At 36.9% G+C, this 13,143-nt stretch carries 12 protein-coding genes; all 12 read left to right on the top strand.

Annotation, left to right across the window (positions count from 1 at the left end):
* Positions 1-1,353 carry an acetyl-CoA carboxylase biotin carboxylase subunit gene (gene accC / locus ACTT1L_RS07470; protein WP_086707921.1) on the top strand — a complete coding sequence of 451 codons (1,353 nt, stop codon included), beginning with the start codon at positions 1-3 and terminating at the stop codon, positions 1,351-1,353.
* A 22-nt stretch (positions 1,354-1,375) separates the two neighbouring features.
* Positions 1,376-1,768, top strand: coding sequence for an Asp23/Gls24 family envelope stress response protein (locus ACTT1L_RS07465; protein ID WP_000807630.1), 393 nt, complete (start codon positions 1,376-1,378; stop codon positions 1,766-1,768).
* Positions 1,769-2,115: 347 nt separating this feature from the next.
* Positions 2,116-2,508, top strand: coding sequence for a N utilization substance protein NusB (gene nusB / locus ACTT1L_RS07460; RefSeq protein WP_000830249.1), 393 nt, complete (start codon positions 2,116-2,118; stop codon positions 2,506-2,508).
* Between the two features lie 23 nt (positions 2,509-2,531).
* Complete coding sequence (gene folD / locus ACTT1L_RS07455; protein ID WP_000226726.1) at positions 2,532-3,392, top strand: bifunctional methylenetetrahydrofolate dehydrogenase/methenyltetrahydrofolate cyclohydrolase FolD; 861 nt, start codon at positions 2,532-2,534, stop codon at positions 3,390-3,392.
* Positions 3,393-3,418: 26 nt separating this feature from the next.
* Positions 3,419-4,777 (top strand): exodeoxyribonuclease VII large subunit, encoded by a 1,359-nt coding sequence (gene xseA / locus ACTT1L_RS07450; protein ID WP_000415266.1) that lies wholly within the window; start codon positions 3,419-3,421, stop codon positions 4,775-4,777.
* Positions 4,767-4,997, top strand: a complete 231-nt coding sequence (gene xseB / locus ACTT1L_RS07445) for an exodeoxyribonuclease VII small subunit (RefSeq protein WP_000428423.1) — start codon at positions 4,767-4,769, stop codon at positions 4,995-4,997. The genes xseA and xseB overlap by 11 nt, the downstream gene beginning before the upstream one ends.
* On the top strand, positions 4,997-5,887 hold the full coding sequence (gene ispA, locus ACTT1L_RS07440; protein ID WP_000150360.1) for a (2E,6E)-farnesyl diphosphate synthase: 891 nt from the start codon (positions 4,997-4,999) through the stop codon (positions 5,885-5,887). Before xseB ends, ispA begins: the two co-directional genes overlap by 1 nt.
* Before the next feature lie 302 nt (positions 5,888-6,189).
* On the top strand, positions 6,190-8,082 hold the full coding sequence (gene dxs / locus ACTT1L_RS07435; RefSeq protein WP_000366458.1) for a 1-deoxy-D-xylulose-5-phosphate synthase: 1,893 nt from the start codon (positions 6,190-6,192) through the stop codon (positions 8,080-8,082).
* A gap of 3 nt (positions 8,083-8,085) precedes the next feature.
* Entirely contained in the window at positions 8,086-8,925 is an 840-nt protein-coding gene (locus ACTT1L_RS07430; protein WP_001274742.1) for a TlyA family rRNA (cytidine-2'-O)-methyltransferase, read from the top strand.
* 142 nt (positions 8,926-9,067) lie between these two features.
* Entirely contained in the window at positions 9,068-9,517 is a 450-nt protein-coding gene (gene argR / locus ACTT1L_RS07425; RefSeq protein ID WP_001032581.1) for an arginine repressor ArgR, read from the top strand.
* A gap of 266 nt (positions 9,518-9,783) precedes the next feature.
* Positions 9,784-11,523 (top strand): DNA repair protein RecN, encoded by a 1,740-nt coding sequence (gene recN, locus ACTT1L_RS07420; protein ID WP_000947749.1) that lies wholly within the window; start codon positions 9,784-9,786, stop codon positions 11,521-11,523.
* Between the two features lie 118 nt (positions 11,524-11,641).
* Positions 11,642-12,940 (top strand): SpoIVB peptidase, encoded by a 1,299-nt coding sequence (gene spoIVB, locus ACTT1L_RS07415; protein WP_002028467.1) that lies wholly within the window; start codon positions 11,642-11,644, stop codon positions 12,938-12,940.
* Positions 12,941-13,143: the final 203 nt, after the last annotated feature.

Below are 13,143 nucleotides of genomic sequence, written 5' to 3'. Positions count from 1 at the left end.
ATGATAAAAAAAGTATTAATAGCCAATCGTGGGGAAATCGCTGTACGAATTATTCGTGCTTGTAAAGAAATGGATATTGAAACAGTCGCAATTTATTCAGAAGCGGATAAAGAGTCACTTCACGTACAAATTGCTGATGAGGCGTATTGTGTAGGACCAACGATTTCGAAAGAAAGCTATTTAAATTTGACGAACATTATTAGTGTTGCGAAGTTAACAGGCTGCGATGCAATTCATCCAGGATACGGATTTTTAGCAGAGAATGCAGATTTTGCAGAGTTATGCCGTGAATGTAACTTAATTTTTATCGGTCCAAGTCCAGAAGCTATTTCAAAGATGGGCACAAAAGACGTTGCTCGTGATACAATGAAAGAAGCAGGGGTTCCGATTGTACCAGGTTCACAAGGAATTATTAAAAATACCGAAGAAGCGATCAAACTTGCGAATCAAATTGGATATCCTGTTATTATTAAAGCAACTGCAGGTGGCGGAGGAAAAGGTATTCGTGTTGCGCGCCATGAAGAGGAGCTTGTAAAAGGAATTCAAATTACACAGCAAGAAGCTAGTACCGCTTTTGGGAACCCTGGTGTATACTTAGAAAAGTACGTTGAAGATTTCCGCCATGTTGAGATTCAAATAATGGCAGATACACACGGAAATGCCATTCATTTAGGAGAGCGTGATTGTACGATTCAGCGCCGCTTGCAAAAACTACTAGAAGAAAGTCCATCACCAGCACTTGATGAAAATGTGCGTAAGCAGATGGGTGAGGCGGCAGTTAAAGCGGCGGTAGCGGTTGATTATACAGGTGCTGGTACGGTTGAGTTTATTTATGAATATAAAACGAAAAGCTTTTATTTCATGGAGATGAACACGAGAATCCAAGTTGAGCATCCAGTTACTGAAATGGTAACAGGGGTAGACTTAATTAAAGAACAAATTCTTGTTGCTTCTGGAGAAAAGTTATCGTTACAGCAAGAAGAAGTACAATTTAATGGTTGGGCAATTGAATGCCGAATTAATGCGGAAAACCCTGCCAAAAAATTTATGCCATCTCCAGGTAAAGTAGAAATGTACTTGCCACCAGGCGGATTTGGTATTCGCGTCGATTCAGCTGTATATCCGGGATATTCAATCCCACCTTTCTATGATTCGATGGTTGCTAAATTAATTGTTCACGGAAAAACACGTGAAGAGGCAATTGCAAAAATGAAGCGTGCACTCAGTGAGTTTGTCGTTGAAGGCGTACATACAACAATCCCGTTCCATTTGCAATTGTTAGATCATCCTGATTTTGTAAAAGGTGAGTTTAATACGAAATTTTTGGAAGAGCATGAACTTGTGACGCAGTGATACATTAAAGGAGGTTTTTTTCATGGCTGAACATATGTTAGATATGGGTCAAGATACAACTCTTGGTAAAGTAGAAATTGCACCAGAAGTAATTGAAGTAATCGCAGGTATTGCAGCTGCTGAGGTAGAAGGCGTAGCGGCAATGCGTGGTAATTTTGCTACAGATGTTGTTGAGAAGTTAGGTAAGAAAAATCATGGTAAAGGTGTAAAGGTTGAATTAGCAAACGAAGATATTATCGTTGACCTTTATGTTGTAATGTATTTTGGCGTAGCAATTCCAGTTGTTGCACAAAAGATTCAAGACAACATTCGCCAAGCACTCTTTACAATGACAGGGCTTGAGCCAAAAGAAGTGAATGTTCACATCGTTGGCGTAACATTCGAAACACAAAAAACAGAAATCGAACCAGTGTAAGAATGAAAAAGGTGCCTAGTAACATAGGCATCTTTTTTATCGTTTCATTTCTTCACAAATTACAACCCTCTAATTATTATACTATTTCAAAAAATGAGAAATAAAAAAGAAAATGTTTCGTTTTACCAAAAAACGTACATTGTGATAAGATATGGAACTTGAAGTTAATCTTTTTATTATTTTTCAGCCTTGTAACCCGTGTGTGAAACGATAAATTGTGTTATTATCATTGTATTATAAGGTTGGAAAATCAATGAAAACTGTAAGAGTAAGTGAATTGACGGCTTATAAATTATAATAATATAACAAAGCATAAGGAAAGACTTGAAGCATAAAGGAGAGTTACAATGAAACGTAGGACGGCTAGAGAAAGAGCTATGCAAGCATTATATCAAATGGATATTACAGGTGAATTAGAACCGAAAGTAGCAGTGGAAAACACGCTAGATGAAGGTGAAGAAACAAATGAGTTTCTAGAATCACTTGTTGTAGGTTTTGTAGAAAATAAAGAAGTAATTGATGAAGCGATTCGTCAAAATTTAAAAAAGTGGAAGCTTGAGCGTATTAGTATTGTTGATCGCAGTATTTTACGTGTAGCTGTGTATGAAATGAAATACATGGAAGAAATTCCACACAACGTAACAATTAACGAGGCAATTGAAATTGCTAAAACATTTGGGGATGAGGAATCTCGTCGTTTTATTAACGGCGTTTTATCTAATATAAAAGATACACTGTAATTTCTTTAAGGGGGAATCTTAAAATGGTAGCAGTAATCATCAAAGGAAATGAAGTTGCGGAGAAAAAACGAGCACAATTAACAGAAGAAGTTGTGAAGTTGAAAGAGCAAGGGATTGTACCAGGATTAGCAGTTATTTTAGTTGGAGAAGATCCAGCATCTCGTTCTTATGTAAAAGGAAAAGAAAAGGGCTGTGAACAAGTAGGAATTTATTCAGAGCTAATTGAATTTCCTGAAACAATTACGGAGGAGCGTTTGCTTGCTGAAATCGATCGCTTAAATGGCGATGACCGCATTAATGGCATATTAGTGCAATTACCTTTACCAAAACATATTGAAGAAAAAGCTATCATTGAAAGAATTTCACCAGAAAAAGATGTAGATGGATTTCACCCAATCAGCGTAGGACGTATGATGACGGGACAAGATACATTCCTTCCATGTACACCGCATGGTATTGTAGAGTTAGTAAAAGAAACAAATCTTGATATCTCAGGAAAACATGTTGTAGTAATTGGAAGAAGTAATATTGTCGGCAAGCCAGTGGGACAATTGTTCTTAAATGAAAATGCAACTGTCACATACTGTCATTCTAAGACGCAAAATATGAAAGAGTTAACGAAATTAGCTGATATTTTAATCGTAGCAGTAGGACGACCTAAAATGGTAACAGCTGATTATATAAAAGAAGGAGCAGTTGTAATCGACGTTGGTGTAAACCGTTTAGAAACAGGGAAACTTTGTGGTGATGTTGACTTTGACAACGTGCTAGATGTTGCAGGTTACATTACACCTGTGCCAAAGGGTGTTGGTCCAATGACGATCACAATGCTTCTTCATAATACTGTTGAATCGGCTAAGCGTGCAGGTGTCGTTTGTAAATAATTTGAGTCGGCTATGAGGAGAGAGAAATGGAGAAACAATATTTAACCGTTACAGCGTTAACACGCTATATAAAAACAAAAATAGAATATGATCCGCATTTACAGTCTGTTTGGTTAAAAGGTGAAATTTCCAACTTTAAAAATCATAGCCGTGGCCACATGTATTTTACATTGAAAGATGAAAATGCAAGAATCGCAGCGGTTATGTTTGCGGGTCATAATCGTAATATTAAATTCAGACCTGAAAATGGGATGAAGGTACTCGTGAAAGGGAAAATCTCTGTTTACGAGGCGAGTGGTTCTTATCAAATTTATATTCAAGACATGCAGCCTGACGGAGTCGGAAACCTGCATTTAGCTTACGAACAATTAAAGGTTCGTTTAGAGGAAGAAGGATTGTTTTCTCAAGTTTATAAAAAAACAATCCCTCCTTATGCGAAAACAATAGGTGTGATTACGTCACCAACAGGAGCAGCGATTCGTGATATTATAACAACGATTAAACGTCGTTATCCAATTGGAAATGTTATTGTGTTTCCAGTACTTGTACAGGGGGAGTCAGCAGCTCCCTCAATTGTACAAGCGATCCGTACAGCGAATGAAATGGAAGGGATAGATGTCCTAATCGTTGGGCGCGGTGGAGGTTCTATTGAGGAATTGTGGGCGTTTAACGAAGAAATGGTTGCAAGAGCTATTTTCAAGAGTGAGATTCCTATTATTTCAGCAGTAGGCCATGAAACAGACTTTACAATTGCGGATTTTGTTGCCGATTTAAGAGCACCAACACCAACTGCAGCGGCTGAGCTGGCAGCGCCTAATATTATCGAGTTACAAGAAAAGGTATTACAAAGAACTCTAAGGTTGCAAAGAGCAATGAGAGAGTTAGTACATAAAAAAGAAGAAAAACTACAAGTATTGCAAAAATCTTATGCGTTCCGTTATCCAAGACAAGTATATGAGCAAAAAGAAGAGCAATTGGATAGAGCGTTAGAACAGCTTGTGTTAGCGAAAGAGCGCTATATTGATAAAAAGGTAAATCAGTTAAAACAGCTTTCATTTTATTTAGAGAAGCACCACCCATCTCAAAAAATTATGCAAACAAAGGTAGCAGTTGAAACATTGCAAAAGCAATTGCAACGTGAAATGCAAACGTTACTCCAAACGAAAGAATTTGCCTTTGTAAGAGCTGCTCAAAAACTTGAAGCGCTAAGTCCGCTTAAAGTAATGATGAGAGGGTACGGGCTTGTATATGATGAAGAGAAGCAAGTGTTAAAAAGTGTGAAAGATGTTAGCCTTGGAGATGCTGTTTCAGTTCAATTACAAGATGGAATATTAGATTGTAGCGTATCAGGAATAGAGGAGCGTGAATTGAATAATGGAAAATAAATTAAGCTTTGAAGAGGCAATTTCGCAACTTGAGCACCTCGTTTCTAAATTAGAGCAAGGTGACGTACCTTTAGAAGAAGCAATTTCTTATTTTAAAGAGGGTATGGAATTATCTAAGCTGTGTGATGAGAAGTTGAAGAACGTACAAGAACAAATGGCAGTTATTCTTGGGGAAGATGGAGAGCTTGAACCGTTTACTGCTTTAGGAGATGAAGCATAGTGACAATTGCTTTTGATACTTTTTTGAAAGAAAGTAAAACTTTCGTAGAAGAGAAGCTTGTAAGCTATGCAAATGAATTACAATGTCCAAATGTACTTCGTGAAGCGATGGCATATTCTTTGGAAGCGGGTGGAAAGCGTCTCCGCCCGTTACTTTTATTTGCAACATTACAAGCGTTTGGTAAAGAAAAAAATCTTGGTGTAGGTGCAGCTTGTGCTCTTGAAATGATACATACATACTCGTTAGTTCATGATGATTTACCTTGTATGGATGATGATGATTTAAGAAGAGGGAAGCCCACAAATCATAAAGTATTTGGTGAAGCGATGGCAGTTTTAGCAGGAGATGGTTTGTTGACATATGCTTTTCAAGTTATTATGGCATATGAACAAAAGGAAATCTCTGCTGAGAAAAAAGTAAGACTTGTACTTGAGCTTGCAAAAGCGGCAGGGCCAGAAGGAATGGTTGGCGGACAAGTGGCAGATATGGAAGCGGAAGGGAAACAGCTTACAATCGATGAGCTAGAGTATATTCATAAGCATAAGACTGGAAAACTACTTGAATTCGCTGTACTTGCAGGGTCGATACTGTCTGATGCGACAGAAGAACAGGAAGAAAAATTACTTGAGTTTGCGAAATATATCGGCCTAGCTTTCCAAATCCGAGATGATATTTTAGATGTGGAAGGAACCGAAGAAGAGATTGGAAAACCGATTGGTAGTGATGTTTCTAACGAAAAGAGCACATATACGACGTTATTTACTGTAGATAGAGCAAAGGATATTTTAGAAGAAACGATTGCAAAAGCAAAAGATGCTATTAGTTCCTTGCAATTACAAGATGAATATTTACTATCTATTTGCGATTTGATTGCAAAACGTAATAACTAATATAACAGCGTTTTCATTTGTTGAGTCATTCATCATTTTATGATATAAATGTAGGAAAAGGTTTTTCTTTTCTTGTTATTGGCAAAAATATATGTAGATTACATTGCCGTTATCACTTCGTGTTAGCGGCTATTTTTTTCATCGCCTAAAGAAATATGGTTTATAATAAGATTAGGGCGCAATAGACTGGTTAATAGCAGGACAAGGTGAAAAATAAAAAAAGAGAATTTCTTGTTTTGTGTAAATGTTTTTTATAATATTTGACATGTTGACAGATTATGAAATGAAAGTGAGTGATCCATGTGGATCTAACGCAAATTCAAAACCCTAGTTTTTTGAAAGAGATGTCTATCAGTGAACTAGAGGGATTGAGTGAGGATATTCGTAAGTTTTTAATTGAAGAGCTCTCTCAAACAGGTGGACATATTGCGCCTAATTTAGGTGTAGTAGAACTCACAATTGCTCTGCATAAATTATTTGATAGTCCGAAAGATAAATTTTTATGGGATGTAGGACATCAATCCTATGTACATAAAATTTTAACTGGACGTGCAAAAGAATTCGGCACATTAAGGCAATATCAAGGTCTATGTGGTTTCCCAAAACGTTGTGAGAGTGAGCACGATGTATGGGAAACTGGCCATAGCTCGACATCATTATCTGCTGCAATGGGAATGGCTCTAGCACGTGATTTAAAGAAAACGAAAGAATATGTTATACCAATCATTGGTGATGGCGCTTTAACGGGCGGAATGGCTTTAGAGGCATTGAACCATATTGGACATGAAAAAACAGACATGATTGTTATTTTGAATGATAATGAAATGTCAATTGCGCCAAACGTTGGTGCGCTTCATAATGTGCTTGGACGTCTACGTACCGCAGGAAAATACCATTGGGTAAAAGATGAGCTAGAGTATATTTTGAAGAAAATCCCAGCTGTCGGTGGGAAAGTTGCTGCGACAGCAGAGAAAATAAAAGATAGTCTTAAATATTTACTAGTATCTGGTGTCTTTTTCGAAGAGTTAGGCTTTACATATTTAGGTCCAGTCGATGGACATGATTATGAAAAGTTATTCGAAACGTTGCAATATGCAAAGAAAACAAAAGGCCCAGTGCTTGTTCATGTTATTACGAAAAAAGGAAAAGGTTACAAACCAGCTGAGAGTGATGTTATTGGCACTTGGCATGGAACAGGACCTTATAAAATTGAATCAGGTGACTTCGTTAAACCGAAAGAAGTTGCACCAGCATGGAGTGCTGTTGTTAGTGAAACAGTACTTAAGTTAGCGAGAACGGATGAGCGTATCGTTGCAATTACACCTGCAATGCCTGTTGGATCGAAACTTGAGAAATTCCAAAAAGAATTCCCAGATCGTATGATTGATGTAGGTATTGCAGAACAGCATGCTACAACAATGGCAGCGGGTATGGCAACGCAAGGTATGAAACCATTCTTAGCTATTTATTCAACATTTTTACAAAGAGCTTATGACCAAGTTGTTCATGATATATGCCGCCAAAATTTAAATGTTTTCATCGGAATTGATCGCTCTGGTTTAGTAGGAGCAGATGGTGAAACGCATCAAGGTGTATTTGACATCTCATTCTTACGCCACTTGCCGAATATGGTACTTATGATGCCAAAAGATGAAAATGAAGGGCAACATTTAGTGTACACGGCGATGCAATATGAAGATGGACCAATCGCATTACGTTATGCGCGAGGTAATGGACTTGGCGTTCATATGGATGAAGAATTAAAGGCGATTCCAATCGGTTCATGGGAAACGTTAAAAGAAGGTACACAAGCAGCTATTTTAACATTTGGTACGACAATACCAATGGCAATGGAAGCGGCTGAGCGTCTTGAAAAGGCTGGTATTTCAGTGAAAGTAGTGAACGCTCGCTTCATTAAACCAATGGATGAAGCATATTTACATGATCTCTTAGGAAAAAATATACCAATTTTAACGATTGAAGAAGCTTGCTTAATTGGTGGTTTTGGAACAGGAGTAGTTGAATTTGCGTCTGAGAACGGGTACCATAGTGCGTTAGTTGAACGAATGGGTATTCCAGATCGTTTCATAGAACACGGTAGTGTAACAAAATTATTAGAAGAAATCGGTTTAACGACAGATGCTGTTGTAGACCGAATTCATACAATGATTCCATCAAAACAAAAAAGGGCGTAACAAATGAGTGCGAAAAAAGAAAGAGTAGATGTACTATTAGTAGAGCGAGGGCTTATAGAAACACGTGAGAAAGCAAAACGCGCCATTATGGCCGGCCTTGTATATGCGAATGAGATGAGATTGGATAAGCCAGGGGAGAAAATCCCACAAGATACAGAGATTACGGTGAAGGGGCAAGTTATGCCGTATGTAAGCCGTGGTGGTTATAAACTTGAAAAGGCATTAGAGACATTTCATCTTGATTTACAAGATAAAGTTATGATAGATATTGGTTCATCAACTGGTGGCTTTACCGATTGCGCGCTTCAAAATGGAGCGAAATTATCTTATGCATTAGATGTAGGGTACAATCAACTTGCGTGGAAATTGCGTCAAGATGAGCGCGTTGTCGTAATGGAACGAACGAACTTCCGTTACGTAACACCAGCAGACTTAGAACGTGGTTTACCGCAATTTGCTAGTATCGATGTTTCGTTTATATCATTAAAACTTATATTGCCAGTTTTAAAAACAATGCTTATGCCGAATGGGGATGTAGCAGCGTTAATTAAACCGCAGTTTGAAGCTGGAAGAGAGCAAGTTGGTAAAAAGGGTATCGTTCGCGATCGAAAAGTACATGAGGCTGTCGTAGAAATGATTGTCGACTTTGCTATAAAAGAAGGATACGACGTAGAAGGCTTAACATTCTCACCAATTACGGGCGGGGATGGTAATATTGAATTTTTAATTCATCTGAAATGGCATGGTGAACGTGAGAATGGCGAAAATCATTCTCCAGTTTCTGTTGAGCAAGTAGTTACAGAGGCACATGATGTCCTAAAACAAAAAGGGAAAGGGGAATAACATATGTTGTTCCTCTTTTTGTTGTAATTGTATAATGATTGTAAAAACAATTGTGTACAAGTAACGAATTATAAGTTAACATAAATAAGTGAAGTATACCAATGTTTAAACTATGGTAAGAGATAGTGTGAGGTGCAAATGTATGAATAAAGGTCAGCGCCATATTAAAATCAGGGAAATTATTGCGAACAAAGAAATTGAAACACAAGATGAATTAGTTGATATTTTACGTAATGAGGGATTTAATGTAACGCAAGCAACAGTATCGCGCGATATTAAAGAATTGCACTTAGTGAAAGTGCCATTACATGATGGTCGCTATAAATATAGTTTGCCAGCAGATCAACGATTTAACCCGTTACAAAAATTAAAACGTAATCTAGTGGATTCATTTGTAAAATTAGACACGGCAGGACATATGCTTGTGCTAAAAACATTGCCTGGTAACGCTCATTCACTTGGAGCACTTATTGATCATTTAGAGTGGGATGAGATCATCGGAACCATTTGTGGTGATGACACTTGCTTAATTATTTGCCGTACACCTGAAGATACAGGTGTTGTCTCTGATCGTTTCTTAAATATGCTGTAATAAAAAATCTTGTTTGCTTTCCTCTGTAAAGTGGAAAGTGAACAGGATATTTTTATTGGTTAAAAACGTGAATTCTTAATTGTAATATAATATTTTCTTTGAATAAAATTAGGAAATAGGTGGATTGACCCGTAAAACAAATGTTTGGTACAATGGAGCGGTTAGAAAAGTAATTTATACATACAAACATATAGTATGACTATTTGAATAAAGAACTGAGAAAAGCCCTTCATAGGGGATTAGTTTATAACGAGGTGAATGGGGCATTGTTATCGGAATTATCGATTAGAAACTTTGCTATTATTGAGGCATTAAATATTTCTTTTCAAAAAGGATTAACGGTTTTAAGTGGTGAAACAGGGGCCGGAAAATCGATTATTATTGATGCGATTAGTTTACTTGTAGGTGGCCGTGGTTCAGCAGAATTTGTTCGATACGGAACAGAAAAAGCTGAGATAGAGGGGCTATTTTATGTGGAAGATGATAAGCATCCATGTATTGAAAAAGCAGAAGAGTTGGATATAGAAATAGAAGACGGCATGATTATTTTGAAGCGTGATATCGCTGCAAACGGAAAAAGTGTATGTCGTGTAAATGGAAAACTAGTTACCCTTAGTGTATTAAAAGAAATTGGAAAAACACTTGTTGATATTCATGGACAACACGAAACGCAAGACTTAATGAATGAAGAACGTCATCTATTTATGCTCGATCATTTTGATGGAGAGCGTATCGTTAAACAATTAGATATATACCAAAACGTATATGCTGACTATGAGAAATTAAAAAAACAGTTGAAATCGTTAAGTGAAAATGAACAACAAATGGCACATCGTTTAGATTTAATTCAATTTCAGCATGAAGAAATCCGTAAAGCGGATTTAAAGATAGATGAAGAAAATGACTTAACTGAAGAACGATTGCAAATTTCTAATTTCGAAAAAATTTACAAAGCATTAGGGGATGCGTATCGCTCGTTAAGTGCTGACGGACAAGGGTTAGATAATGTACGAAGCGCAATGGGACAAATGGAGAGTATTACACATTTAGATGAAGTGTATCAAGAAAATCATGATTCCATTGCCAATAGTTATTATTTATTAGAAGAAGTTGCCTATCAACTAAGAGAAAAGCTCGATATGATGGAATATGATCCGAATCGCTTAGATGAAATTGAAACGCGTTTAAATGAAATTCGTATGCTAAAGAGAAAATATGGAAATACTGTAGAAGAGATTTTAGCGTATGCTGATAAAATTGAACAAGAAATTTTTACGATTGAAAATAAAGACGTTCATATTGAAACGACGAAGAAACAGTTGAAGGAATTAGAAAGTGTTATTCTGAAAGAAGCAACGTTGTTAAGTAATATGCGTCATGAACTTGCAGAGCATCTTACAAATGCCATTCATCAGGAATTAAAAGAATTATATATGGAAAAAACAAAATTTGAAGTGAGAATTATGAAGCGAGAAGGAAATGCAGAAGAGCCTCTCGTGGAGGGAGCACCGGTAAGACTTACAGCGGATGGTTACGATCATGTGGAATTTTATATTTCAACAAATCCGGGTGAGCCGCTAAAACCACTTTCAAAGGTTGCTTCTGGCGGAGAGTTATCCCGTATTATTTTAGCTTTAAAAAGCATTTTTTCTAAGCATCAAGGTGTTGCATCTGTTATTTTTGATGAAGTGGATACTGGTGTAAGTGGCCGGGTCGCACAGGCTATTGCGGAAAAGATTTATCGAGTATCAGTAAACTCACAAGTACTTTGTATTACGCACTTACCTCAAGTAGCTTCAATGGCGGATTCGCATTTATTTATTCGAAAACAAGTAGCAAATGATCGAACAATTACATCAGTTACCGTTTTAACTATGGAGGATAAAGTAACAGAAATAGCTCGAATGATTTCTGGTGTGGAAATTACAGATTTAACGACAGAACATGCGAAAGAATTACTTACGCAAGCGCATCATTTTAAACAGACAGCAGAGGCTATCCAGTAATGGATAGCTTTTTTTCTCAAATGATGATTTCTTAATTCTTCCGGTTATAAATAAAGCATTGCAAGGAGAGATTAAAAAGTGAAGCCAAAAGGCTGAATGTGGGGTAGGAGCGAGGAGAGTGAACAAATTGAAATTAGAAAGATTTCGCAAAATAATAGGTATTTTTCTCCTTGTTTCTTTAGTTTTTATTGGGTGTTTTAAACCGCTTCGGACGTTTATTTCATCTCCGAAGCAACTTGTTGTTTTTGAAGGACAACAATCAGAAATAGCTTCATTACCAGTATTTAAAGCTTCATCTACAGATCGTCATGTGTTTACAGTAAGTTCAAATGAACAAAAACAAGGACTTATGGTAAATTCTCATCAAAATGGTGAAGCAGATATGGTGTTTCAGCTTGCTGGTTTTCCAGTGAAAAAAGTAAATGTGAGAGTATTAAAAGATTTCAAAGTTATTCCAGGTGGACAATCAATTGGTGTAAAGTTAAACACAAAAGGGGTACTTGTTGTAGGCCATCATTTAATTCAAACTGAAAAAGGGAAAGTATCTCCTGGTGAAACAGCTGGTGTGCAAATTGGAGATATGATTACTGAAATTAATGGTAAAACAATTGAAAGAATGAGTGATGTAGCACCATTTATTCATAATAGTGGGGAAACAGGCGAACCGCTTAATCTCGTTTTGCTAAGGGATGGAAAGCATATCCGCACTAAACTAACACCACAAAAAGACAGTGGAGAATCGTCTTATCGCATTGGTTTATATATTCGTGATTCGGCAGCTGGAATCGGAACAATGACATTTGTTCATCCTGATTCTATGAAATATGGGGCACTTGGTCATGTTATTTCTGATAATGATACGAAAAAGCCGATTCAAGTCGAAGATGGACAAATTATGCGTTCGACAGTTACATCAATTGAAAGAGGTAGTCATGGGAATCCAGGGGAGAAATTAGCGAGGTTCTCACCTGATCGTGAAGTGATTGGCAATATTACAATAAATAGTCCATTTGGTATTTTTGGCAAATTGAATACAAATATGACAAATGGCGTAATGGATAAAGCGATGCCTATTGCACTATCTCATCAAGTAAAAGAAGGACCGGCAAAAATATTAACGGTTATTGATCAAGATAAAGTGGAAGCGTTTGATATTGAAGTTGTGAGTACAGTACCGCAAAAGTTTCCGGCAACAAAAGGCATGGTAATAAAAGTGACAGACAAACGTTTATTAGCAAAAACGGGTGGTATCGTACAAGGGATGAGCGGAAGTCCTATTGTACAAAACGGGAAAGTAATTGGTGCTGTTACACATGTATTTGTAAATGATCCAACATCCGGGTATGGTGTTCATATTGAATGGATGTTACATGAGGCTGGAATTAACATTTATGATCAAGAAAGAAAAGCGAGCTAATTAATAATTAGCTCGTTTTTCTATTGAAAAATTCGTTGAAATTTTGTAAAAGCTCCGCAAGAGGTGTTTTTTGTTGTAAAATAAAAGGAAAGGGTTGAACGTTTCGTTGTTTTTCTATGATGGAATGTGTTGCGAAAAGGAATAATTAAACGATAAACATATTTTTTTGTGATTTTATCGGAAAGTAACAAACTTTAAAAGGG

The sequence above is a fragment of the Bacillus sp. FH genome, assembly GCF_052216825.1.
Taxonomy (GTDB): Bacteria; Bacillota; Bacilli; order Bacillales; family Bacillaceae_G; genus Bacillus_A; species Bacillus_A paranthracis.
This window is presented reverse-complemented; position numbering and strand designations above follow the sequence as displayed.

What these genes read in the sequence shown, in the direction of transcription:
- ACTT1L_RS07430 (WP_001274742.1), top strand. Translation starts at nt 8,086, where the DNA reads ATGAGTGCGAAAAAAGAAAGAGTAGATGTACTATTAGTAGAGCGAGGG.
- accC (WP_086707921.1), top strand. Translation starts at nt 1, where the DNA reads ATGATAAAAAAAGTATTAATAGCCAATCGTGGGGAAATCGCTGTACGA.
- xseA (WP_000415266.1), top strand. Translation starts at nt 3,419, where the DNA reads ATGGAGAAACAATATTTAACCGTTACAGCGTTAACACGCTATATAAAA.
- argR (WP_001032581.1), top strand. Translation starts at nt 9,068, where the DNA reads ATGAATAAAGGTCAGCGCCATATTAAAATCAGGGAAATTATTGCGAAC.
- folD (WP_000226726.1), top strand. Translation starts at nt 2,532, where the DNA reads ATGGTAGCAGTAATCATCAAAGGAAATGAAGTTGCGGAGAAAAAACGA.
- ACTT1L_RS07465 (WP_000807630.1), top strand. Translation starts at nt 1,376, where the DNA reads ATGGCTGAACATATGTTAGATATGGGTCAAGATACAACTCTTGGTAAA.
- nusB (WP_000830249.1), top strand. Translation starts at nt 2,116, where the DNA reads ATGAAACGTAGGACGGCTAGAGAAAGAGCTATGCAAGCATTATATCAA.
- xseB (WP_000428423.1), top strand. Translation starts at nt 4,767, where the DNA reads ATGGAAAATAAATTAAGCTTTGAAGAGGCAATTTCGCAACTTGAGCAC.